This is a genomic window from Parachlamydiales bacterium, from assembly GCA_041671045.1.
In the GTDB taxonomy this organism is placed as follows: Bacteria; Chlamydiota; Chlamydiia; order Chlamydiales; family JABDDJ01; genus JABDDJ01.
Map to the genome: position 1 here is coordinate 283,252 of JBAZCF010000002.1, position 26,606 is coordinate 309,857.

Sequence of the window (26,606 nt, forward strand, 5' to 3'; positions counted from 1 at the left end):
GTGTTTGTTGCATTAGATGTGCAACAAAAACCAGCCATTGATTTTCTGTCTTAGGTGGCGTATACTGATACTTTTGGGATTTCTAGAGGGATAAGGATGTCAGAGTTTCAATCAATTCAAAGAATTATAGTACGGATGCCAAATTGGCTAGGGGATTGCGTCATGGCTACTCCTATATTGCAGGATTTGCGCACTCGATTTCCACACGCTAAAATCACTGCGATGTGTCAAAATTCTATTGGGGGTCTTTTATTACAGGACCCTAATATAGATGCGATCTTCAGTTTTAAAAAACCTAATGGGTGGATTCATCGCAAGCAGCATAATGATATTATTGAGCCTATCCGCTTAGAGAAATATGACTTAGGGATATTGCTAACTAACTCATTTTCATCCGCTTGGTGGTTTTTACGCGGCAAGGTCAAACAACGTATCGGGTTTGAGGGAAATTTCAGGTCTTACCTATTATCAAAAGCGATCCCATTTCCAAAGAATGTTGAAACACAACATCTTGTGGATACATATAAAGATTTGCTCCAGCCATTGGGAATTCCCCATTCTACGACTGCGCCGCATCTTTATGTCAATGAAGAGGAAAGATCCCACGCAAGAGACTTATTGGTTCGTTGCGGCTGGAATCCTCAGAAACATTGCTTAGTAGGCATTAATCCCGGGGCTGCGTACGGAACGGCGAAGTGCTGGCTCCCAGATAGGTTTAAAGCTTTGACAGAGAAGCTTTTAAGTGATCCTAGGATGTTTGTTGTCTTTTTTGGAGACGCATCGGGCTCCCCTTTAGTGGAAAGTATTTGCGAAGGCTTCCCTGAAAGAGTACTGAATCTCGCCGGTAAGACAACTCTACGCGAGCTGCTGGCTTTGATCGCATTATGTGAGGCGTTCCTGACAAATGATAGCGGGCCTATGCACATTGCTGCTGCTTTGGGCACACCATTGGTCGCACTTTTTGGTTCGACTAGCGATGTGAAGACAGGACCTTATGGCGATGGGCCGAAAGTTGTCATCCATAAAAGAGTGGAGTGTTCTCCTTGTTATAAGCGAGTTTGTCCTATTGACTTTAGGTGTATGAAGCGTATAGAAACAGACGAAGTGTATGATGCAATATTAAGTGTGCGCCAACATAAGTGCTGAGATGGAAAAAGCGGATATCAAACCTTTAAAGCAATATGACTACGTCCAAAACCTTTCCCTGGCTCAAGAGGGTGCAGAACTTCTAAAGCAAGGAAAGGCCGGGTGTTTGATTGTTGCCGGGGGGCAGGGAACGCGTTTGGGCTATAACGGACCGAAAGGGTGCTTTGAGATTTCTTCGGGAGTCACCCTCTTTTCTATGCTTTCCAAAAAAATTCATCGTTCCTCCTTTCAATCCGGACGGAAATTACCCGTCGCGATCATGACCTCCCAGGGAAATCATCAAGAGACAGTAGATTATTTCAAGTCACACCAATATTTCGAGTTGGATCCCGATCAAATAGACTTTTTTATCCAAGATGAGCTGCCCGTTTTAAGTTTGGAAGGCACTGCGATGCTGGATGCGGAAGGCAACACAATTGAAGCACCAGCAGGCAATGGAGTGAGTTTAAATGCCTTTGCAGCGCAAGGGTTAGCGAAAAAATGGAAAAGCCTTGGTGTAGAACAGGTTACGTTCGTACAGGTAGATAATCTACTTTCCGATCCCTTTGATCCCCTCCTACTCGCCTATCAATCTCAAGGGGGGCAAGATGTGACCCTAAAGGCCGGATTAAGGGGAGATACCGCAGAGAAAGTAGGAGTCATTGTCGAATTGAATGGCCGTCCAGGCATTGTCGAATATATGGAAATGGATGATGAGGAACGGATAGCCTTGAATGCTCACGGCAAACTTTTACATGCCTGCGCCAACTTGGGGATGTATTGCTTCCGATTAGATTTCATTCAAAAGCTATATGACATGAAAGCCTTAAGTCTAATGCCTTTGCACCAAGCAAGAAAATCCATTCCTCAAGCGAATGATGAATTAGGCTATAAATCTGAATATTTTATTTTTGATGTCCTGCCTTTTTCAGAAAAGACGCGCGTATTGCTATATCCGCGAGAAGACTGCTTTGCGCCTTTAAAAGATCGAAAAGACCTCGATTTTTTAAAAACTCTACTCCCTAAATTGAATTAGGTGACATTTCGAAGGTGCTCTAATTTTCCTTCATTCTAAGTCCGTGTTCTTTAGGCCCATAAACATCATAAATTTCTTCAGCTTCAATAACGATTGTAAATCCGTATCTATATTACAATCCTGTAGAGAAAACTGTTTAAGATTGGGCAGCTCCTCAACATGTTCAACAATTACCCTTAAGACCTTTACATCTTTAACTCCTGCTAAAGATAAGGTATTTAGATTGTGTAGAGATTTGAATGAAGAACTCAGAGTCTCCGCAGTTATATTGTCTATATTACAGTCGTTAAGAGAAAGTTCTTTTAGATTTGGGATCTCTTTTAAATGCTCAATAATTACCTTTAAGGCCTTTTCATCTTTAACTTCCGTTAAAGATAAGGTGTTTAGATTTTGCAGAGATTTGAATGAAGAACTCAGAATTTCCGCTTGCTCTTCGTTAAGGGTCTTAAATTCTAAGATGATTTTCTTAAGTTGAGGGCATTTTACAATATTAGCACTAAATTCTTGAAGTTCTTGACTATCAGTTCTTAAGGCAGCACCATAGATTGTTTCCACACTCTCTGCATTTTGTTGTAATGTGGTGTTGATTTGCTTGAGGTTGACGACGCCTGTCGCAGCTATAACAAGGGAACTACTTTCGACGGGGATATCAACTGGTTCAATTGCTGCGGATGAGCGCACAGGAGGTTCTTCAACAATAAGTTCCTCAAAATCATTCTCATTAAGGGGAGCCACCTTTGGATAGTATCCCGTTAAAAGGAAGGTTTCTGCATCTTGGGGGGATTTCAAATTTCCGGTCTGATCATAATACAGGCAATCACTTAAGACTTTATCCCATGCCGCCTTTGCGGATGGAACATCATCATGCATGAGGTGTTTTTTTACCTGATCAAAGTCGCTTAGTAATTGTGATTTTTCATTTTCAGGCAGTTCACCGATTTTTTTTTCTATTGAGTGGTATTGTGTTAGAAAAACAGGTTCGTCTTCTTTTACTTCGACATCATTATTCGGCGAAATTGCTTTATGCAGAGGATAGAATTCTTCAAACTGCATGCTGAATACATTTTCACATTTGCTTATGGCGCTGTATAGAGAGTACTGTTCTCTTAAGTGAAATAAACTGGGCAAACTCGTGATATTTTTAGAAGTTAGGACGGCATAAGCTCGTACCATTGAATTTAAGTTGCTTCCATCCTGAATAATTTCTTTTGCAACAGAATACAATTCCTCGTGGCTGCAAAACTTCTCATCTTTAATTAATTCATTAAAGTTTTTAGAGTTTACAGTCCCTACATTAAATGCAGTGACTAAATCCTGACGTGAATAACTTAAAGGTGTCATAGTAATACCTTTTATTATTATTTACTCTACTAATTTAAATTTATATTAGTTTAGATAATTTAATCTATATAATTAAATTTGTAATTAATTGGCATAGTAATTGCAATAAATACCTTGGAAATCAAGGAGATATGTTATGACTGTTTTAGACCCAGGCCATGACTCACATTCTTCACATCATATAGGTCCTTTAGGTCCTTCTAAATCGCCTAATAAGGATGTAAAGCTCGAAGGTCACATTAATAAAAATAGCAATAATAAGAAGATATTAACAGTAGTGGATGCCGAGAATAATATCTTGTTTACAGGGGAAGTTAAAGAGAAGAAAGGCTTTAAAGATATTTTTAAACCTTTAAGAAAACTCACTATAGTAGACCCCCTAACACAGAGAGCTAAGCAGGTCTATGTAAAAGTCGATACGATTGCAATACACGGACTACCGGGAGCGCAAGGATCACTGAAAAATAAAAAAGCACAGGATGCCCTGTTTAAGCTTGCTAACGAAGTGCAACTAGAGCAGCTGCAAGCCCAATTCTATAGAAACCTAGAAATGGAGGCACCGCGTAAAAATAAAGAACCCCTAGAAGAAATAAAAGCAGTACACGAAGAAAAAGCGGTTTCCCATCCACATCGAGCTTCTCCTAGAGCAGCAATAGCACAAAAACTCCAAGAACAGCAAAAAACGATCAACGAAAAAGTGGAGCTGTTTAAAAAGGTAGAAATCAAGACCCCTATACATATCAATTATGTCACTAGTGAAGGAGTTGATAAAAAACGTATTAATATCCCCTTGAATGAAGACCAAATGCGCGAGTTGGCCACTGAAATCGAATTAAATAAAGACAAGTGGATGGAGGAAGCGGACAAAAGCGGCTTTTGGATTAAGAAAGAAGTTACCCTTGAAGGTATGACTTTCCCGGTAAGCATAGAAATCTATCCTAAAGGAAGGGATAAAGAAGAGAAATTAGGCCGTGTGGATATCCAAATGGACTTTATTGCAAGAGGAGCTGCTAAGAAAGTTTTTAAGACCCTTCATTATGATACAGGGAGATTGAATGCAGGAGCTTATGTCAAAGGCCCTACAGTCAAAGAGCAAATGTCTGCAGAAAGAAAAATGATGAGCGGGCTGAAAAAAATGGCTGAAGAAGGAGAAGGAAAAGTTAAAAAGAAAATCCTAATCTCTAAAGCAACAGATTTACAAATCAAAATGAAGAAAGACGGAACGGCGACTAACCATGTTAAATTCACTCAGAAGAAGTTCGACGGGGCGATGTATGATACACTCGTTGATAAATTAGAGATGCCGGATGGTACACCGCTCACACCTGAAATTAAAACCAAGCTAATGCTCAGTTCACTCGATTCCTTAGAGCAGCTCCATAAGACGGGTATTATTCACGTCGATATTAAACCTGATAATATGCTTTTTGATGGCGGAAAATTTGAAGTACGTCTAGTCGATTACGATCTTTCCCAAAATAAAGGTGAGGCAGCCAATAAAATCAAGGGAACGCCTTTTTACATTGCCCCTGAGAACTTGATTCAATGGTCTTATAAACAGGATGTCCACTACACCGAGCAAAGCGATCTATACTCCTTAGGCACTTCCTTTGCAGATGGTGACATCGACCCTTGGTGGGATATGGATACAGGTATACCCGATATAGGAATGCTTTTAAGTATTAAAAATGGTACTGAACAAATCCCTGCAGAGGAACCCGCAGATAAAAATAGCTTTGAATGGGGAGTTTGGAAAATGACCCATTTCGACCCTAATCAACGTTTTCAATCAGCTGCAGAGGCAAAGACATTTTTTCAGTCTTTAACATTTTGATTTTCTTGGTGATTTAAATATGAGGCGATAAATGTCTCTGAATAGCTTAAAAAAATCACACAACCAAAATAAGAAAGTACAAAAGGAAGCTGGCGTTTCCGATAAAAGTGCTTTGAATCAGCTCGAACTTGAAAATATACAAGTTTCCTTTAGACAGAAATTATACCCTAGTGGATCGCTCTACCAGGTCTGTGATCAGAAGGTCCTTCCAAATGGAGATGTTCTGACCGAAAAAATGCATACGCAACTGTTGATAGATTGTTTAAAAGCTTTGCAGCCTTTACACGTGCTAGGCATTGTTCACGGCAATCTCCGCAGTGGGAACATTAAAGTAAAATTCTCAAAACATCTAGGACGTTACACCATAAAAATTCCGGATATCAATATTGCAGGCCCTAGCGATACCAGCAGTGATATCTACGCATTAGGATGTGCTTTTGGATATAACGAGAATGATAATATTAAAACACCTACCCATACTAAAGCTTGGGGTTTACGGAAAATGGCCCACCCTCAGCAGCAATACCGTTTCCATACTGCGCAAGAAGCACGTGAATATTTTGAAGATCTAAGTTCATCCTAGTAGGAGAACGCTATGACAGGAATAACACCCTCAGCTTCCTCTGCGACTCCGCTTGTCTATGGATCTATACAAGCTAAGGGTCCAAAACAGAAAATGGTTGTTGTTATGAAGGATCATCATAACAACTTGATTGCCTCTGGAGAGATTATTTCCAGGGCGAATTATATTACCAAGTCCCATAAAGAATATTATCGGGAAATTCTTATTGTCGATGATAACAAGAAATTTTCAAAAGCCTATATAAAAATAGGTACGATTAAAGCCTTTCAAGATACATTCAAAAGTATTATTTCTAAAGGAATCCTAAATAAGAAAGACTCGCAGGATGCTTTCTTTAGAAGCGTCATGCAGCATCAAGGGATAGATAAATTTGAGCAGCTAAATAAATTAGGCATGCAAATAGCTATTTCTGCAGGACCAAAAGGCGAAAAGTCATTTACCAACTATAGATTAGGTAAAGACCAGATCTTTGAGGTGGTGTCCACAATAGAAAAGAATAAAGACACATGGATCCAAGAAGCTAACGCGAAAGGCCACTGGGTTAAAAAGACCTTTAATGTCTCCGACCCGGTGTGGGGTGAAGTTAAAATCACGGTAGAGATCTTTCCCAAAACTCGACAACGTTTGGGAGATTTAGGACAGATTGATATCAAAATGAAGCACTTAGGTAAAGGCAGTCTAAAAAATGTTCACGAATCGTTTAACTATGAAAAAAATAAACTGCATGCGGGCTTATATGCCAAAATCGACACGGATAGCACCCGGACAGAAGAGGAAATCCAAGCACAAACAGAGCTGATCGCAAGTTTCCAAGCCCCCGATAATAAACCCCATACAAAAACCACATTTGCCATTTCTAAAGCAGTAGATGTCACTCACGTGATCAAACCCAACAAAATTTACGGCAAAGTAAAGTTCACCCAGCCTGTGTTTAAAGCGGGGTCGTTATCCCAGGTTCTATCTAACGGGTACCTGCCTAATGGGCAGCCGTTGGATTCAGGGATAATAAAACAATTCTACATAGATGTTCTAATCTCTTTAAGCCACATGGAAAAAATCGGCAGGGTCCATAGAGACGTAAAAGATGAGAACATTCAAGTCGAGTATTCAAAAAAACTAGGGCGTTATGTCGCTAAACTGGCCGATTTTGATCTTTCAACGAAGAAAAATTATGATGAAAATGCGTCAGGAACACCAGCCTACGCTGCACCTGAGATTATTTTAGTGGAAGGATTTGATGGACGTGCCGATCTCTATAGCTTAGGCAAGGTCATGAGCCAACAAGCGGATCCTTGGTGGCAAAAAAATGCCGATACCGGGGAATGGTCCATCGATTTTGATAAGCTAATAAGAATTAGAAGTGAGAATACAACACCCTATAAGGAGCCCGCGGACCATAATAGTTACCCCTGGTTTGCATGGAAAATGACGCATCCTGATCCAAATATGCGCTTTCAATCTGCTGCAGAAGCTTTATCCTACTATGAAAAACTTCCTGATCCTATGGCTGCCGGGATCGATATTTCAGCTGAATCACAGCTGGAGGGGAATATGGAGTTCTGGGAGCAAGGCGACATCCCTCCCGAACCTGAATATACAACCTATGAATCTCAAGATGAATTTGTTGATGATGCCGTAGATGAGCAAAATAAAACCACTCAATCGGAATCGAACATCTCAAATAAACCGCTAAAGGAACCTGAACCGCGCAGAAATAGTATGAATTTCTAACATAAGTCTTAGATGCATTTTGAGAGATATACAGATGATTTTTTTAATAAGTTATTAAATAGTTGGAGAAGATAATGTCAATCCATACAGATTCTACCGCCAATATACCACTTATTTTTGGTTCGCTAGAAATCATGGGTCAAGAGAAAAAAAACCTTATCCTCATGAAGGATTATCATAATAACGTCTTAGCTTCAGCAGAAATTATTCCCTTCATAGCATATCAAGCGCTTACGGATAAAGGAAATTACCGCGAGGTTTTATTCATCAATGAAGACAAAAAAAAGCAGCGCGTCTTTGTTAAAAAAAACACCTTAAATATCCATGCAGAAGTTTTTAAGGAATGGGCTCAAGCTTCCTTACGTAGCAAGGCAGGCGAAGATGCTTTTTTTGATCATGTCAACAAATACCAAGGTTTAGATAGATACGAACATCTTAACGCCATGAAAATGGCTATACCTGTCTCGGTAGGTGCAAAAGGTTCCAAGAACACTATAAACCGCCGTTTAAATAGGACTCAAATTTTTGAGGTCGTTTCAGAAATAGAAAAAAATAAAGAAGTGTGGATTCAAGAAGCCAATAACCTAGGTCGATGGATTAAGAAAACAATCCTCATTACAGATGAAAAATTGGGGACTATCAAAGTCACTGTAGAAGTTTATCCTAATACACGGCAAAGGGTGGGGGATCTCGGGCAGATAGATATCAAAATGAAACTTATCGGAAAAGGAAGCTTGAAGTCTGTGAATGAGTCTTTTAATTATGAGAGAAACACTGTCACCGCAGGCCTCTACGCAAAAATGTTCCACGAGAACGATAGAACAAGTACCGAGATAGATACACAACAAGCGATCCTTGCGAGTATAGATCCTACTATCAATCCTTCTGAAAAGAAGCAATTTGCTTTGTCTAAAGCCATAGATTTTAGACACCCTTCCACGCCTCCTAAAGCTTATGTTAAAGTCAAGTTTACCCAGTCTCTTTATAGAGAAGGATCGCTACTGGAAGTTCTGCTGGATGAGAAATTACCTAATGGAACGCCCTTAGATTCAAGAATGAAAAAACTATTCTATATTGATCTCTTGAAAGCCCTAAAACATATGCATAAGTTGAAAATAGTTCATAGAGATGTCAAATCAGAAAATGTGATGATTAAATATTCGAAAAAACTAGGCCGCTATGTGGCAAAATTATCTGATTTTGATCTTTCTACGAAAAAAAACAACGGTTTGGTTGCAGGTACCCCCCCTTATGCAGCACCGGAAATAATATTAAATAAGGACTTTGATCATCGCGCTGATTTGTATAGCTTAGGAAAAGCATTATGCTTCCAGCCGGATCCTTGGTGGTATGATAATGGTAAGACATACATACCCAATAACATGATTATTGAAGATTATTTAAATACCGGTCAATCACCCTTCTTCGAGCCAGAGGATAAAAATACTTATCAGTGGTTTAGCTGGAAGCTTACACACCCTGATGTAAACCAGCGTTTTCAGTCCGCTGCAGAAGCTTTGGCTTATTTGGAGAAACTTCCCGATCCAGTATTAGATGACTTAGATCTGGGAGCTGAGATGTTATTAGTGAAAAATGTAGATTTAGTGGAACACATGGCCTTGACTCGCCAAAAAAATGTAAATCTACTCATGGATGCTGATAAATTTCCTATCAAACAAGAACTCTATACTCCTGATATTAACTTACGTGAAAAAGAGAATAAGGGGGGAGAGCCTTCGGCTAAACGCGTAAGAGAAGATGGAAAGAATAGCTAGATATGTAATAATTTATTTAAATGCGAGTCCTAAGATCTGGATATCAGTACTTGTAAATGTCATTTAAAAGGAGCATATATCAAAAAAAATGACATTCTAGCGAGGTGTTCTCATGGCAACGGCTTCGGTCTTACCGTGTGTATTTGGTTCATATCACACCATTGAAAATTCACCCTATCGCCGTTTAGTCATAGAAGATCATCATAACAAAATATTACTTACGCTGAAGATAATTACCTCGACTGCCCAAAATTGCTTAAGCCGCAGTCCTCTAAATGGCATGTATACACTTATAAAAGTTTACGATCCCCTTTTTTTCTCCAAGACAGTCCATGTCAATCCTACAAAACTCCGCTCTGATAATCCCGAGATCCAAGGGTTATTAGAGAAAGGTGAAATCGATAAAGTGATCCGACTTATCCAGGAAAAACAGGGCATAACTCAATTCTTTTTCATGTACAATAACGAAAGAAATTTTCCTCTTCTGCCCAGACCTAAAAATGAACCCCTCAGAAACATCCCTTTTAACCTTAAACAACTCTTTGATTTAGTTGCCGAAATAGAAAAAAATAAAGTGCAATGGTTAGCAGAAGCAAGCGGTAAAGAGGTGTGGCTGCGCAAAAAAGTTCAAGTAAAGGGAACGTGCCATGAAGACTTTGTAGTGAAAGTAGATGTGTTTTCCGAGGACCGACTATGCAAGGAGGAAATAGGGCGAATAGACGTCAAAATGGCTTATATCATAGAGGGTTCCTTAAAAAAGGTATTCAAATGTTTGAACTATGAGACCTTAAGGATTACAGCCGGGTTATATGCTCAGACGGGGGAGGATAAAGATAAAGGGAGAATTGAAACGGAAGTTGTTGTTCAAGGACGATTAAATGACTACATTTACGAAGAGATCCATCCCGAGGCAGAAAGACATTTTGTCCTATCTAAATCTATTGATGTGAGAGAAAAAACCGGAAATCCTGAAGTGGAGAAGATTAAGTTTACCCAGACATACTATAAGGATAGTTCGCTTTTTGAAATCATAGAAATGGATATGATGCCTGATGGATCTCCCTATACTCTTCGGATCAAGAAGAATTTTGCTCTAGATATTCTCAGCGCTTTTGAATACCTGCATTCTCTGGGAATTCTTCATCGAGACACAAAACCGGAAAATATTATCATAGAATTCTCTCATATTTTTAGACGTTACATAGCAAGACTAAGCGACTTTGATCTCTCTAAAGAGAAAGGAATGCTGGTCAATAGGGGCACTCCCGGATATCTTGCACCGGAAATTAGTATGGGACATGTAGCGGATGAACGCGCCGACCTCTATGCTCTTGGAAAATGCCTTTGTGCTCCTTCATATGAGCCTTGGTGGATTGTGGAAAAGGATGCGGTCATTGGCTACAATCCCGACATCTTAGCAGAAAGAGTAAGATGCGCCAATTGCTATGTTCGTCCTTCCAATACGCAAAGTTGGGACTGGTTTATTTGGAAACTAAACCACCTAGATAGAAATCAACGCTTCAACAATGCAAAAGAAGCGCGCGAATATCTAATAAACAATGTAACTTAGGATAACAAAATTGTCAGGAGAATAGCGGACAAATTCATAGTCTTTTTTTATCACTTTTATGTTATTCTTACGCATCGTAGTTGATTGGATAAGGATTAATATGCGTATTGCTTTTCTCGGATTAGGAACATGGGGTTTCGCCCTGGCTCACCTTCTAGCCTCCAAAGGTTATAATGTGACTTCATGGACGACCAAGCCGCAGCTTGCAGAACATATAAACTCTAAGCGTGAACATCCTAATCTTCAAGGGTTTATGGCGCCTCCTACCCTCTCTGCCACCACCGATATGCAAGAGGCCCTTTCCAAAGCTGAAATTATCATCGAAGCCGTCACCTCCGCCGGCGTCCGACCCGTTTTCCGCCAAGTTAAAGAACTGAAGCCCCCCCACTGTCCCATCATTATGACATCTAAAGGGATCGAACAAGATAGCGGCCTTATCCTGCCCGATGTCGTGATCGAAATCCTAGGTGAAGAAGCACGCAATAAAGTGGGTATCCTCAGCGGACCAAGCTTCGCCCAAGAGGTAATCCGTGGTCTTCCTGTCTCCGTCGTAGGCGCCGCCTACGACTTCGATGCAATGATGCAAGTGTGCGAAGCATTCACCACTTCAACCTTCCGCGTTTATCCCAACAGCGACGTCCAAGGAGTCGCCTACGGCGGCGCCTTAAAAAATATTATTGCTATAGCTTGCGGAGTGGCAGAAGGCCTGTCCCTAGGATACAGCTGCGCCGCTGCCTTGATGACGCGCGGTCTGCATGAGATACGTAAATTGGCTATTGCCCGCGGCTGCAAAGGCGAGACTTTGAACGGCCTTTCCGGAATGGGGGATATCTGCTTAACTTGTACAGCCCCCATCAGCCGTAACTTCCGCTATGGTTACCTGCTTGCCCAAGGGCTAACGCCCGAAGCGGCATTAAAAGAAATCGGAATGGTTGTCGAGGGAACATACACCTGTGTTTCAGCATTGCAGCTAAGTAAGCAACTTCAAGTAGCCATGCCAATTACAGAAATGGTATATAAAATAGTTTACTTATCCATGCCGCCCCAATATGCCGTAGATTTATTGATGCAGCGCAGTGTAAAACAGGAACATCTATGAAGATTGTCACGTCGAAAGAAATGGCCGCGCTGGAAGCAAAGGCTTACAAAGATGGAATGCAGGAAGATGAATTCATGGAAGAAGCCGGTGAAGGGATAGCCTTTATTATAAGCGATTATATTGAAAACCACGGCTTAGATCCACACGTTCTCCTCATGTGCGGAAAAGGCAATAATGCAGGTGACGCATATGTTGCAGGGCAACGATTGCTAGAGATGGAATATGATGTGACAGCATTGCAAATGGTACCTATTGATCAAACTGTCCGCCTATGCCGTGAAAATTATAATAAGTTCCTCGAAGCCGGCGGTCAGATATGGGATGGTTCTACTCCCCTTGAGATATTCCGTGAAGTGGGTATTATTGTCGACGGACTCTTCGGTACAGGCTTCCGCGGTACTGTCCAAGAGCCTTTCGCTAGCATCATCGATTTTGCCAATAAATCAGGCAAGCCCATCATAGCCATCGACATCCCTTCAGGACTAAATGGGGAAACAGGGGCTATTGAAGGCGAAGTCGTCGTAGCAGCCGAAACAGCTTTCTTAGGACTTCCCAAGGTAGGTTTTTTTCTGCGCGAAGGTTGGGATTGCGTAGGCAAGCTCCGCTATGTGGATTTTGGATTGCCTGATCAATACATTGACAAGCATGCCACCAAGATGACGCTGCTTACCTCCGACTTTCTAAAACCACTACTTCCAAAATTGCGACGCAGCCGCCATAAATACCAAGCCGGATATGTTGTCGGGCTGGCAGGATCCCTTGAAATGCCCGGCGCAGCTTTACTTTCCTCCACAGCCGCTTTGCATGGGGGAGCAGGTATTGTGCGTTTGATGTACCCTGCCGAAATGCGCGGTGAGCTGACTTCTGCCCCTTTTGAACTCATCAAAACATCCTACGAGCCAAAAGATACTGCCGGAATACTGGCGCACATGAACAAAGCCACTGCAGTGTTCATCGGTCCGGGACTAGGGAAAACAAAACACATAGACCACCTGCTAGGTGAAATCATCCCCCGCATTGAAGTGCCCTGCGTCATTGACGCCGATGCTTTGAATTTCCTTGCCGCACATAAAGTCCAGCTGCCCGGCAATACCATATTGACGCCCCATCACGGCGAATTTGCACGCATGGCAGGCATCAAGTCTATCGAAGAAGTCGATAACAACCTTTTAGATATCTGCCAGAAATATGCTGAAGATCATAAAGCTACCCTCGTGTTAAAGGGAGGGCCTACCTTTATTTTCCATCCTGGAAAACCCATTGCCGTCAGCCCTATGGGCAATCCCGGAATGGCAACCGCAGGTAGCGGAGATGTCCTGACTGGACTTATCGCCGCCTTCCTTGCCCAAGGGATGCCGCCTGCCCAAGCAGCAATGATGGGAGTCTTCGTCCATGGAAACGCCGGAGAGCATGCCGCAATGGACCATACCTCCTATTGTATGACTGCATCAGACATCATCAACTATCTTCCTGAAGCGTTAATGTTTGTGGAGATTTAGATGCTGCTAAAGGGGCTTTTAGTATTTCCCTTACTAGCAATGATAGCGTTCGGACTGTTGCTGCCTTCCGATGGAAATCACGGTGTAATGAGTCCAAAAAGCCTTTCCTTCTTAGCGGCGGGCGGCTCATGGGTGATTTTCGTTATTATGCAGCGCAAGTTCAGCGGCAGGGAGCTAAGGCTTCTAGCTACTTGCTTGGCTATCGTATCCTTGCTCCTCATTTGGATGGGGATTGGCGCTATCTATAAAGAAACTCCTTTTGCCAGCTTTTTTGATCAGTTCAAGCTATTCATCATTACATTGTCGGTCGTCTCAATGGTCTTGTACTATGTAGAGGCCGGTGTGCTTCGTCCGGAAACCGTTTTCAAGTGCGCCATCTACACCAACTTTTTTTATAGCTCCCTCAAGGTCCTGGGAGCCACTTTACATGTTGCTAAGATTGTCAATATTCTGACTTTCATGTCTAAGATCAAGATTCGTTTCATGAGTATGGACATCCATGCCGGAATGATACGTTTACAGACATCCGTTGATATTGTGACACCCTTTTTGCTCTTATTCGTGTTAAATAGCGATAGGCTCGGAATACGCTTTCCTCGCGGCTTCAGGTATGCCTATGTCGTTATCGCTCTTGTTTCTGTACTGTTAAGTTTCTCTAGATATCTCATTGCGGTGTCGTGGATATCCCTTTTCCTTTATTGGGTGACGACACGCCCTTTAAAACAGCTATTAGCTGGTGTAGCCGCCGCAATGTTCCTATGCCTGGGCGTACTAGTCGCTGGACCCTCTAATGTATATAAGGTTGTCGAAAAACGCCTCTTCAGTGTGGACAACTATCAGTCCGACCAAACCCGTGTCGATCAAGTGGATGCGATGAGCAAAGAAATTGCCTGCCATCCCTTCTTTGGTAAAGGTTTAGGAGGATTTGCGCCGGATTGTGTGCGGGATAACCATTTGCTGCACTCTTATGAGGTGCAATGGGTAGCTTTTAATATGCAGCTAGGCTTTGTAGGAGTTGCATTAGTACTAGGATCATTTCTTGCTTTAGGTTGGTATTACTGGTTTCCGCCCTATTACCTGCCTAAAATCGCTTTTGCTGCGATGTATGCCTTGTGGTTGGTGTCGGGATTCACTAACCCCTTCTTGATCTCGCTGACGAGTGGGATAATGTATTCGTTATTCGCACTAGCCGGACGTGTTCTGACAGAAGAGAACAAAGCAGCTAAGCTGTCTATTCGTTAAGTCCATTTTAATCAGAAGCTTAGCTTAGCTTAGCATAACGTAACGTTGTGTATGCGACGGTTTGTGTAGCGTTTAATGGAACGCAGAGACGCAAAGAACGCAGAGAAGCTGCCGCCCAGCATGGCGTGGGTGAATGTGACGGTTTGTGTAGCGTTTTAATGAAACGCAAAGACGCAAAGAACGCAGAGAAGCTACCGCCCAACATAACGTGGGTGAATGTGACGGTCTGTCTCCTGTCGATTTCACATCGGTGCGGTCCCCCGCGGGACCGCACCGCCAGCCGTTGACATGCTCGCTTACGCGATCATGCCAAGCATAATAATACACTCCATTCGACTCACAAGTTTCCAGTATACACTGCAGCAACAAGCTATCTATCTAAACCATTGACTACCCGACTTATACCTTCTTTTATCTGTTTTTTTCCAAAATTGATGATTAATCCCAATTTCTTATTAGATAGTCTTAAATAAGTCAAAAGCTGGCTTTGGAAAAGTGGGTTATTGCTTTCAGTAGCTTTGACTTCAACGATGATTTTATTTTCAACTAACAAATCTAAATAAAATGGATCTTTTACGGACTGGCCTTTATAGATCACTTGAATAGGAATTTGTTGTTGTACTGAAAACTTCATGAGTTTTAGTTCGTGATATAAGGCAGCTTCATAAACGCTTTCCAATAGGCCAGGACCTCCTAAGCAATTATGGACTTCTATTGCAGCTGCAATAATTTTTCTAGACAATTCGTTTTCCATATTACTTATTCTCAAATATTTTGAGGCTAAAATATAAATATTTACAGAAGGTCCGTCAAGGACTGCTTTTAGGAATCCTCTTTTAGATTATTAATCTGTTGCTGCAGTGTATACTGGAAACTTGTGAGTCGAATGGAGTGTATTACTATGCTTGGCATGATCGCGTAAGCGAGCATGTCAATGGCTGGCGGTGCGGTCCCGCGGGGGACCGCACCGATGTGAGATCGACAGGAGACAGGCCGTCACATTCACTTACGTCATGCTGGGCGGCAGCTTCTCTGCGTTCTCTGCGTCTTTGCGTTTCATTAAACGTTACACAGGCCGTCACATTCACCTACGTCATGCTGGGCGGCAGCTTCTCTGCGTTCTCTGCGTTCTTTGCGTTCCATTAAACCTACACAAACCCTCACATCCACAACGCCATGTTGAACGAAAAAACTCTAGATGAGCTCTGCGATAGGAATGTTAAGGATTTTGGCGAACAACTGTTCCATATCGGATCCTGTGTAAGGATGACGCGGAATACGAAGGGCTATATGTTTTATAGCGATGGCAAGCTCAAGTGCCGGATGCTTCGTTATCCAGTCTTCCAGGGGTTTTTGCAGCTCTTGAGGATAGTTCAGGTTGCCGTTGAAAAACCGGATCTGCGCTTCCAATATATTGAAATCGGCGTTACTCCTTAATGCATCCATATCGACATCGTCACCCGCAGCTTTAGAGCGTGAGAAAACGTCGTACAAAATGACTTTGTACTGATCATTTTCTTTAGGGGGTTGAGTAAGGATTTTACGCCAGCGATTTGCATCTTTTTGGCTAAGGCAGCCTGCTGAAGCCACTTGGAGTCCTTCTTCATTGATTTGAATATGCAGAAGTACTTCGAATACATTACAGTGTCTGAATCTGAAAGGAACTGTTTTACCTATGATGAGCTTATTGAGAGGAATGAAGTTTTCCGAGGCCCAAAGGCGTTTGTCGAAATAGGGGGCAATACGCTGTACTGTATTCGTAGGGGCTTGGGAGCAGATGAAAGCAAAAGAGTTCAACTCCATATTATTCAACTGTGTATTTTTTTTAGTTAAACGTTGCAACCCTTCTTTAATAAGGGCTACGGCACGATTATCGGAGCTTGTATTTCTCCATTCAAGCGAACGGGGATTATAGGTAAGCTTCCATTTTTTTTCTTTGAATGAGCTGGAATAAGGCTTTGTCGTTTGTACTTGGTTGCTGCGCTCCTGCTGTAACTGTTTGGAAGTTTCAACGTCATTTTGCTGGTTTACGTAGAGTTCTTTGTTAAGTTGATCGTTGACAAATGTGTCGACTTTCTTACCATAAGTGAGAACACGTACAGTTTCAGGGATAGGTGGTAATGGGATGGAGTCTAGTTTACTTCTTACTTCAACGATTTCCGCAGTTGAGAACCAGGGTGTTTTATCAATGATAGAGATCATATTTTTCTTAGTGATCTCGATGGCGTCAGTTGCAAGGATATCTTTCTGCATCCAGCCAAAAAGGCGTATAGGGTCGATGACAGTTTGCGGAACAAGAAATTCTGCGAAGGTTTTTAGAACTTCAAGGAATGTTTTTATGTCAGGTGCAAAGTACATTCTATTAAGTATCTCGCGCCTCACGACATTGTGCAATTTTTGCAGATATGCTTCGTAGTTGTCGGGCTTGCTATCCTCGCTTTCCAAGGTTCTGCTGTAAGCAAAAAGTTCTTTTACTGTGGGAATAGGGCCTGCAGGATGGATCTTATCGCGTGTCTCTTCCAGCATAACATAAAAAATTTCTTGGCTTTTGACTTCGCTGAAAGCTGCGGCAAAAGCTGCATAATTCCCTTCTAGAATTAAACTGATGATTTTTTTGATTTCGCGCAAACGGAAAGATTCCTGAACTACTTTGAAGAATGGTTCTTCGCCGACGGTATTGACTGCATTACCGCTTTGGGGAATGTTGGAACCGAATCCGTGGGGGTCATCCAAATAGGTGATATGCTGTTCAGGACTTAGTTTGCAATCGGCAAAAGGGAGTAATGTACGCGTATTTATATCCATAGCAACGAGGTCGTTCTTATGATAGAAGACGATAGCCTCTTTTTCTAGATGATGGTCTAAACAGAATTGGGCCATCTTATGGGCGACATCAATGTTTAGGATTCCCTTAAACAGGGGAGCACCGTCCACAAGGAGGCTGCTATTTTTTTCAGGGGTGAAGAAGCGTAGAAGGATTTCATCTAGAAGTTTCTCCGGGCTTGCTTTGGGGAGGATACCGTTAGCTGTTAATTGGCATCTGTTGGAGATCAGGTGGATGATTTCACCTAGGGTTCCTTTATCGAAAAGCAGTTGGATGTCAGCGAAGTATACATCGTGGTTGTAAGGGGTGCCTGTTTGAACTTTTGAGGAGTGGAACATATCTACATAGTTGGTAGGATTGCTGCGAGCATAGCGTTCCCAATAGTAGATATCTTTGGATACAAAATGTAAGTGGAAAAGGTGGCACGCTTCCGGGCTATGTTGAAATGCTTTTTCAATGTTCAATATTTCGTCTGCGCTATATTCGCTTATTTTCTTCAAGGGTGTTTCCTTGCAGATCAAGTTGAAGAATTTATGTGCCGAGGTGTTTTCAATAGGCTTTTGCTGCTGCTTAGATGCATTTGTAGCATGTGTGAGAAGAAAATCCAGTGTAGTATGAATGTTCTCTTTTCCTATCCCGTTGAACATATAGCTAAAAAAGGATTTCACATAGTCTTCATAGGGGAGTTGAACGGTATGTCCAAGCAGAGGGGCGTTATTCCCTACAAAAGGACATGTATTTAGGGGGAGTTTCTTTTCGTCTGCCTTGTCTTTATCCTTTACATGCGCTGCGGTTACCACACCAAAATTTACGTTGATGGACTGTTGCCTAACACTGGGGATGATGACTGAGAGTATTCCCCTAATGGTGGAAATCTCATTCCAAAATGGATTATTCTCAATAGATTCAGGAATGGCGCTACGTTCATCAATCACATAATTAATGAAATCTGCTCTGTCTGTAGGGGTTTTGATATTGTATTGCCAGCTATAGCTTAGCTTGTCAGCGATAACGGTAACAATTTTACGGTATTGTTGCGGAGTGATCGTTTTTAATTCGTCTTTCATGAGCAGTTCTTGAACGCCCGGGTACTCGATAAAGCTCTGTATCGTCATAAGGATAACTTTTTCAATATCCGGTTCTAGATGCTTCTTATTTCCCACGGGATAGATCAGCTCTTTGTTTTGCTTGCCATCTTCATGCCATTCATCCCCCAATAGTACGCAGTAGATCTTCTTAAAGCTCAGTGTTTGTTTAAGGGACTCCAGGCATTTCATTTCTTCTTCAGATTTCCAGAAGGAATGAGTTATCATCATATAACCGCGGATGATGGATTCCAACTCCAGCGATTGCGAACCCTCTTTGCACATGCTAATGCTCCCTCTATTCTCCAGTGCATTAGCATAAGCTATATAAAGCCCTTGAAAGTCTGCTGAAGTGCGATTTTGGCTTCGATGGATAGTTAATATGGTATCTTGCAAGCCATAAATGTCATTACATTGCTTGGAGACAAGTTTAAAGTTTGTGGGGGCTAGCTGGGAAGGAGCAGAAGTGACGGGAACATGCCTGCGGTCGGCGATATAAGCTTTCTGTAAACCTAAGGCGACTTCAGTTTTTCCTAAAGAAGGCATGAGTTCACTTAGAAGGTGTTTTCCTGGGAGGGTTAGCTGTCGGGTGAATGCTTTGGCTTGTTTGGGCCAAAGGATGCGTTGTGTGGACCTTTCGTAGGTAAGATAGAGGAAGCTTAGTCTGAAGGGGATGGAAGTAAAGGTATAGGCACGGACAACCTTTAATTCATTTCCAAGCAGTTCCAGCTGCTCGCCAAACTTTTGTCCTTTGCCATCTGCCAGCGCAGCTAGGGCACCATCCATGTACTGCATGAGTTTATGGATTTGGTGCAGGCGTGATTCCATAGCGTCGCATTGTACCATTCCCAGGACTAACTTTTCCATGTCATCTACAGATAGGTATTTTGCTATTCTGATTGTGCTAAGGTCTTCATCAAGGATGGCTTGTCGCAGCTCTTTAAGCGAAGTATGTGGTAGAAAAGGCATTTCAGGTGGATTCAAAACTTTTTCCAGAGCAGCCTTATGAGCAGAGAATTCTCGCTCCATGTCATGATTAAATGCGAAGGCAAATGTAAAGGCTTCCCATAGTTGTTCTGATCCTTTGAATTTGTTCTGGGAGGGGATGCGGTTTTGCCGGGTGTAGTATTTTATCAAGCTATCATTGATATGTTTGAGCTTAATTTTCTCAGCGTCGGATGCGTTTCTAGGGGTGGAGAAAAGGGTGAAAATAGTTTCTTGAGGATCGTTAAAAGGAACTTCTTCGAATGCTATGCCGTAAATAGTTTTGAGGAATGCATCCACTTCTTGGTCATAGGCATCGACAGAATTTAAGGAAGAGGGTGGGGCCCAATAACGCTGCGGAGGGTTGTACTCTGCCGGGTCTATTTCTTTTCTGTTATAGAGGGATAAAGCTATTTTTCCTGTAAGTTGGGCTATGTTAAGGCTAAGAGTACGAGGATTTACTATAACCAAGGGATTAACTCCAGCCTTCTCCAGTTGAAAACTTAAGAGGGGAAAAAGGATTTCTTTTGTAATAAATAGAAGTTGGTTATCGGTATATTGAGACTTCAAAATACTATCTAGAAATTTTTTAAAACCATTCAGTCTATACTCATAGTTCTTTTCACCGACTCCACCGGGTTTCTTATTAAGCCATTGTTGCAAATTTTCTACGGGAGATTGATTTATCGGGAAGTTTGTAATAATGACTAAAATATGGATGAGTAAGCGAGAGGCATCAGACCAACCGCTTTTATTTAGTTGGAGTAGCTTTTTGAGCTTTGGGTAGTCATTTTTTGTTCTTTTTTGTGCGATCTCATAATAAGCACAGAAGGATGGAATTAGATTTTTTCTGAAACCTGCCTGGGTTAAATCAGCTTGGGGAGGATGCTTTAAAATGTCTGTAAAAAGATCCTTATAAATATCTGTCTTAAGATGTGCGTTAGTGAGAATTTCCGAAATATACTTGCTCCAGAGGTTATCCATACTGCTGGGATGATGTATTGAATCTAGTTTTTGCTTAGGAATAGGAAAAGAACGGTTGTATACATCAGCTACGAATCTAATATATTTTTGGTTGGAGGATTCTTCGATTGAGTATTTCTTATTGAGGGCTATAATCCTTTCAGACAGTTTTGGAGATAGATTCAAAACATATAGGATTGTTTCCGGAGGCAGCGAAGAGAGTTCGGAATTGAACTCAGTGCTTATACCGCCTTTATGCAGATAATAATTAAGGCTATTGATGATGAAGCTATAGAGTGCCCATTCCTCCATATCAGAGAGATTCATGCTATTTTGTTTGAGTTGTAGATCACTCAAGTCTTTGAGCGATAGGATAGAGAAGAGAGCCGTAAATGGTCCTGTATAGTCGTTCTTCGGAATGGATTTTTGGCAATAGAGGTGTTGGTTCATTCCCAAAGCTGCCAGCAGCTTCATCCGAATGGAACCATACCCTTCTATGCTTCCCGGAATGGTGAGCAACGCAGAAAGCTCTGTTAGAATGGACAGGGGAAGTGGGCCTTGACGGCTGAGGTGAATCAATTTATCACAAAGGACCTGGGCTTGTTTGAGGTTGCCTTGGAGAAGGTATAAATTCAAAGCGTAAGCAAGGGAAAATGGATTATCGCTATTAAGGTGTTCGCTTTCGTCCAATTCAAATAAAAGAAATTTACTGGTGCTGCTCGATCTGTTGATCCATTTGAAGAATTCAAAAACCTCCTCTCTTAACTGCAGATAGTCTTTCAGTCTGTTAAGGACAGAGCTTACGATCTGTCCGCTATCGACGACAATCACGTATCTGCGGCCATGAACATTCTCCAGGCCCAAAAATAAAGAAAGCCCTTTCTGGCCTTCGAAGTATGTATCGGAGAGAAAATATTTTGTTCCCTCCAATATTATAAACCCTTTGGCCCTTCTTCCATGTACTTCTACGGTGACCAATAATTTGTAGTCTAGGAGGTAGATATATTTTAAAGCCTTTGTTTCGGCATCACACCAGCACTCGATAGTATTAAGTGAGGTAAAGCGGAGGATAGGCTGGATCAGATGAGAGAAATGGTGAGGATCTACAGGGATCAGATTTTGACCGTGTAAATGGATGTTAAGGATGGTTTGGGAATCATTTTTTTGTGCATCTATAACTACCTGCCTATCCTTATCAATGCGGAGTACTTTATGGGAATGGGGAGCGTCTTCCAGAAAGACTTCCGTGGGGAAACTTCCCATCAAACCCTCTAGACCGGGTGATGGAACATAATTGAAGCAGGATAGATACCATTTGCCTTCGATGAGTACTTTTTTCGTATATCCCAAGATATCGGGTGATTTTTCAAAAATGCAATCGCCTTGCTCGGATAATAATTGGCCGGTATCAGTTATTGTAAAATTTTGGCGGGGGTGATTTCTAGCTATAGTTTCAGTAAAGAGCGCTTCAGGCTTTAAGTCTGCACCAAAGTGATAAATTGAACCGCAAGGTAGGACAATAAAGAAATTTTTGCTTTTTATTATTCTTACGGGTTGTCCATTATTATAAGTATAGGAACTATAAGAGAATTTCTGGGGCTTTTCCGGAGCTTCCGGATGGAATAAGGTGACAATCTCTTGCCCTATGGAGTTAGCAAAGGCAGGTTTATTCAAAAAAGCCGTTATAACAGTATTCCAGCGTACCATTTTAATACAAATGTCTGCGTGAGTTCTGGAAGAATTCTTTCTGAAGTGAGTAAGAAGGAGGGACCGCGCGCCTTCACGTTGTTCGTCTTCGCTTAACTCGTCCGGATTATCGGGTAGGGAAAAAGCAAGCAGGATCCATGCTTTCCTATATTTCCGAGGATAGGAGTTTACCATATTGTAGAGAATATCCTTAAAAGGAGGGAAAGTTAAAGCATGGTCGAACTTAAAAATAGGTTCTAAATTTTGAAGTCTGAGTCCCAATAAAATCCATTCAAAGACCCACTTTGATTTTATCTTTATCAAACGTTGGATGCTGTCCCCAATTATTTGCAGTGCGCGCTGAGCAGAGTCGTATGTGAGAAAGGAATAATCGAGTCCGGGGCATTTAAGAAATATTTCAAAGAATTCGTAAGCATGAGAGGGGAGACGTTCATAGTAATCAAAGTGTAGTTGGAGTAACTCCAATGATCTTAAAAAGCTGTCTTTTTGTTTAATGTCTACAAGGCTGTAATCCATAGTGTTGATGTGAGCGAATGAGGATTCCATGACACTATGCTGCGTATGACCAATTTCTAACGTATCTTCTAATGTTCCAGGATTAGATTTATTGTTTGCATAAGGTAAAAATCGGTCATTATCGCATAGGGAGAAATCGATGTTTGCTCTGCTCGACTCTGGGCTATTCCAGGGGAGTATAGGTTTATGATAGGTTGTAATTCTTGGTAAATTTCCATAGGATTCTTGGGAGTTTGCAATCCAGACCTGTCTTTTGAGCAAAGCAAACGTTCTTGGAATGGGGGAATATTCCTCGTTAAGGATGTGCGACTCATTTTCCAGCAGTAGAAGAGCCTCCACTTCATTTTGAGGGGTAAATCGTTTTGAAGGGCAAGAAGGAAATAGGGAAGATGCCGGCCTGCCATTCATAAGTTTCTTGTAATATTGCCCTTCTATAGAATCCACGACAGTACGGCGCTTGGGGAAGGCTCCACTTGTAAAATAGAAGAGAGAGTTTTCTTGGTAATATTTTACTTGCGGATTTTGGGTAAAACGGCCTTTTTTCAGTGTTTTCGTATCAATCTTGGGTAAAAAATAAGCGACGAGGTTTTTGAACCTTGCCACTTGATCGGCTGAAATTAATGCTTTCTGACTCTTATAGATGTTAAGGAGCGGCAAAGCATAGATGGGGGTGTCGCCCAGCAGCGGATCGCAGCGACGGGCTAATTTATCCAAAATAGCAAGGGAGCTGTAGTTTGCGATGGTGGAGAAGTTAGATTTACTAAAGTAGCCATTTAGGGTGGTATCATCGAAGTTATTAATATAAGAAGTTACTTCAGAAATATATTCCATCAATTCTTCGGGGTTTTCTACATCGTCCCAAATACATTTTTGATGGAGTGTAGGGATCGGCCAATCAAATAAAGTGTTTAGCGCGTAAAAGGTGGCGTTAATGGAACCGGGCGATTCCGATTTTTTACTTCTTAGATTAATATTTTTTAACTTTTTTATCACTGCAATGAAATAGGGATGAACACTTTCTGCATTTAGTGGAAAGGGGGTAGGAGGTTCTTCGATAAATACGGTTTTGAATTTGGAATAGACGGATATATCTTCGAGAGGAGAGTAGGAATGGATCGTTTGCACAGGAGTGGATTTTAACACTGCGGGTACTAATAGATCAGGAGTTAAGTCTAGAGTTAGCTTGGGGCGGGGATCAATATATGCTGTGAGTTGTTTCACGTGTGTTTGCAGAAGAAGCCGTGTTTCTTCGATGGACTTTAAGCCTTCTTCGCCTATAGCTTTAGACAGTATCCAGATAACAAGACCGAAAGCAGCTCTTTTAAAGAAAGATTCAAGGTAATCGATGGCAGAGCAGTACCACTCCCTGACGGGAGAGGGAAGGTAGCTGGATATAAAATAGTGGACCGCTTTGGTGTACTGAAAAAAGCGGTATTCTGTGGCATGCTGATTGGAAATCCCAATAGCAGCCCTATAAGTGTTATAGGCAAGATTAGAATACAGCCGCTGTAAAGAATCTTGCAGCCAGCCTTTACCTTCATTCTTGGTAGGAAGTTCCTCAAAGTTTTCGTCGAAGAAATCCTTTTCCACAATGCTTAAAAGCTGTTCTGTATCAGTCCCGAAGACCTTGACTATCAGTGTTTTTGCCTCTTGCCATTTTTCTGGGGTAATATTCCACTTTTTCAAATGAGATTTAACTTTTATTAAAAGATCAGGCGGCAACAAGGATTTTTTAATGGCGCTATTATCTAAAGCCTTTTTCAGCTGTTGCTTTTCAAATAGGATCCATTGCTGTGTATTTTGCAATTGGAGTAATTCTTGAGCGGTAATTAGGTCTTTATTTTTTTCTGCCAGCTCTTGCATTGAAAGGACTAACCTTTCCAGATAACTCAAAGTCATTTCAGAGGGACGGATTTTACCGTCTGCGTCCTTAATGCTATGGGAGTACCCTAGAAAGATTTCCTTCACAATTGTGTATTTTTGTAGGAAGGGGGTTGTGGAAGGTTTGATCATAGCAAGAGCAAATTCCCATAAATCAGCGAGAGATGTGGTAGAAGGTATAGACATGCCTGCGATGGATGTGGGAGGAAGCTCTAGGGCTTGAAGAACGCCATTGTAAAAGTCTTTTGGGGATGAGATTTTCTTGGGGTTGATTAAAGGCTCAAAGGTATGTGAAACGACTGCAAAAAGGAACTCCTGATTCAGTTTGCTTAGAGGAATATTTTCGTAGCATAATGGCCAAATAATATTTTCTGTAGAGTGTTCAGAGGGGTGATAGATCAATGCGTTGCCGACGCCGTAGATTTTCAAGCTGACTGAGCTGTTTTCACTACCTTCAAATTCTAGCCAGATCGTCCCTTGTCCTAAGATATGCTCTAAACCAATGGCTTCCAGAAGGTAAGGGGGGATGATTTTCTGTATAGACTGAACAAGGCCTTGTGTAGAGTGATCCAATATGTCCACACTCTGATTCAGAAAAGGTAAAAGCACTGTACAAAGTTTGTCTTCAATTTCTTTAAGCTTTTTAGGCATTTTTTCTGGGGAAGACAAGTCAGTAATATTTGCTTGCACCCACTCAATCATATCCTTAGCTGTTCCGGAGGGGAGAATGAGCAAGCAAGCCTGTATCAAGCCATTCTTAGCTAATGCATTTAAGCCTTCTGAATAGATGGTAGGGAGCTCGTCCGTAATTTCAGGAGGGAATCTATGCGCTTCATTGGGAAAAAGAAGGGATATGCCCGGCTCTTTCAAACTTTCTGCTAATAAAGGCAGCTCTTTGCCAAACTCTGTAAGCTGATTATGGATAAGGTTTCTGACAAAATCTTCCGGTTGGGAAATTTCTGAAACAGTTTTTTGGATATCACTCCATTCGGCCGGCAGATTTACTGCCAGGGCAGGGGGGAGGTGGTTTAAAGCGCGTAACAGCTCAAAGGAGGTGCCACTCTGTCTGCCGCCGGAGCAAAAAAGCCATTTCTCACCCGGTTTTAAATCATGAATTCGACTCGTTATAGACTGAGCTAATTTTCCCAAGCTTGTGACGTTGTCAGAGTTATCGTCGTGTGCTTGAGTGATGATTTGCTGTTTGAAATCGGCCCTTTGATTTAGGGCGGACTTTATTTTGTCAATAAAGGGACGCGACGTAGGAGAGTATTCTGCTAACAAATCCCATACCGAGGAAGAGGGCGAAGTAGATAGGTTTAACCAGTCTTTGACTGTATCTTCATTGATGGGTGAATTTGTATGCCTCTGTGCGATAAATAGGCTTTGGCTGCATAAGAAATCGCGGTGAAGTTCAATATTTTGTGTATTAAGGATGGGTTGGGGTGCTGCGATGCTTGCCGGCTGAGAAAGGAGGAATAAGGCTTTACGTAAGTGGAACGAAATTCCGTCGCAGGCAGGATCTCTTTGCTGCAGGTGGGAAAAAGCAGTGATGACAAGATCTTTGATTTTCTCAGCTGCAGGTGTGCTGAATACATAGGAATAAGCCCAGAGTGAGATCCTTCCGTGCAGAGAGGTGCGTTCGACAAGGCTTGATCCCCAAAGGGAGGGGGCAAACATGTCATTAATAACCCATTCCACTGAATTTTCTGGATTAAATCGGCTATTAATTTGTTGTAGAATAGAGGATGCGTCTTCAATTAACATATTAATATTTTAAAATAACAATATTAATATCCCGTAAAGAATTGATG

The 26,606-nt window shown here is 41.7% G+C and carries 13 protein-coding genes; 10 read left to right on the plus strand and 3 right to left on the minus strand.

Features of this window, described 5'->3' with window-relative positions:
* Window positions 1-96 precede the first annotated feature (96 nt).
* Both waaF and WC222_04135 read left to right on the plus strand, forming a co-directional pair.
* The gene (waaF, locus tag WC222_04130; GenBank protein MFA6915561.1) at window positions 97-1,146 is read left to right on the plus strand and encodes a lipopolysaccharide heptosyltransferase II; all 1,050 of its coding nucleotides are present in this window, start codon (window positions 97-99) and stop codon (window positions 1,144-1,146) included.
* Window position 1,147: 1 nt separating this feature from the next.
* Complete coding sequence (locus tag WC222_04135; GenBank protein MFA6915562.1) at window positions 1,148-2,161, plus strand: UTP--glucose-1-phosphate uridylyltransferase; 1,014 nt, start codon at window positions 1,148-1,150, stop codon at window positions 2,159-2,161.
* 30 nt (window positions 2,162-2,191) lie between these two features.
* On the opposite strand, the gene WC222_04140 is transcribed toward WC222_04135, so the two are convergent.
* Complete coding sequence (locus WC222_04140; GenBank protein MFA6915563.1) at window positions 2,192-3,502, minus strand: hypothetical protein; 1,311 nt, start codon at window positions 3,500-3,502, stop codon at window positions 2,192-2,194.
* A 136-nt stretch (window positions 3,503-3,638) separates the two neighbouring features.
* Between WC222_04140 and WC222_04145 the strand changes: the two genes are divergently transcribed.
* The 8 genes from WC222_04145 (at window position 3,639) to WC222_04180 (ending at window position 14,835) form a co-directional block, all read left to right on the plus strand.
* The gene (locus WC222_04145) at window positions 3,639-5,336 is read left to right on the plus strand and encodes a hypothetical protein (protein ID MFA6915564.1); all 1,698 of its coding nucleotides are present in this window, start codon (window positions 3,639-3,641) and stop codon (window positions 5,334-5,336) included.
* Window positions 5,337-5,367: 31 nt separating this feature from the next.
* Window positions 5,368-5,919 (plus strand): hypothetical protein, encoded by a 552-nt coding sequence (locus tag WC222_04150; protein MFA6915565.1) that lies wholly within the window; start codon window positions 5,368-5,370, stop codon window positions 5,917-5,919.
* Window positions 5,920-5,931: 12 nt separating this feature from the next.
* On the plus strand, window positions 5,932-7,650 hold the full coding sequence (locus tag WC222_04155) for a protein kinase (protein ID MFA6915566.1): 1,719 nt from the start codon (window positions 5,932-5,934) through the stop codon (window positions 7,648-7,650).
* A 74-nt stretch (window positions 7,651-7,724) separates the two neighbouring features.
* Complete coding sequence (locus WC222_04160; GenBank protein ID MFA6915567.1) at window positions 7,725-9,425, plus strand: protein kinase; 1,701 nt, start codon at window positions 7,725-7,727, stop codon at window positions 9,423-9,425.
* A gap of 112 nt (window positions 9,426-9,537) precedes the next feature.
* Complete coding sequence (locus tag WC222_04165) at window positions 9,538-10,995, plus strand: protein kinase (protein ID MFA6915568.1); 1,458 nt, start codon at window positions 9,538-9,540, stop codon at window positions 10,993-10,995.
* 100 nt (window positions 10,996-11,095) lie between these two features.
* Window positions 11,096-12,094: an NAD(P)H-dependent glycerol-3-phosphate dehydrogenase gene (locus WC222_04170; GenBank protein ID MFA6915569.1), complete on the plus strand. Its 999-nt coding sequence runs from the start codon at window positions 11,096-11,098 to the stop codon at window positions 12,092-12,094.
* Complete coding sequence (locus tag WC222_04175) at window positions 12,091-13,593, plus strand: NAD(P)H-hydrate dehydratase (GenBank protein MFA6915570.1); 1,503 nt, start codon at window positions 12,091-12,093, stop codon at window positions 13,591-13,593. Before WC222_04170 ends, WC222_04175 begins: the two co-directional genes overlap by 4 nt.
* Entirely contained in the window at window positions 13,594-14,835 is a 1,242-nt protein-coding gene (locus WC222_04180; GenBank protein ID MFA6915571.1) for an O-antigen ligase family protein, read from the plus strand. It begins immediately after the preceding gene.
* A gap of 370 nt (window positions 14,836-15,205) precedes the next feature.
* Here the strand turns inward: WC222_04180 and WC222_04185 are convergent, their stop codons facing one another.
* A complete protein-coding gene (locus tag WC222_04185; protein ID MFA6915572.1) occupies window positions 15,206-15,589 on the minus strand; it encodes a GxxExxY protein in 384 nt (127 codons plus the stop codon).
* A gap of 440 nt (window positions 15,590-16,029) precedes the next feature.
* The gene (locus tag WC222_04190; protein ID MFA6915573.1) at window positions 16,030-26,559 is read right to left on the minus strand and encodes a hypothetical protein; all 10,530 of its coding nucleotides are present in this window, start codon (window positions 26,557-26,559) and stop codon (window positions 16,030-16,032) included.
* Window positions 26,560-26,606: the final 47 nt, after the last annotated feature.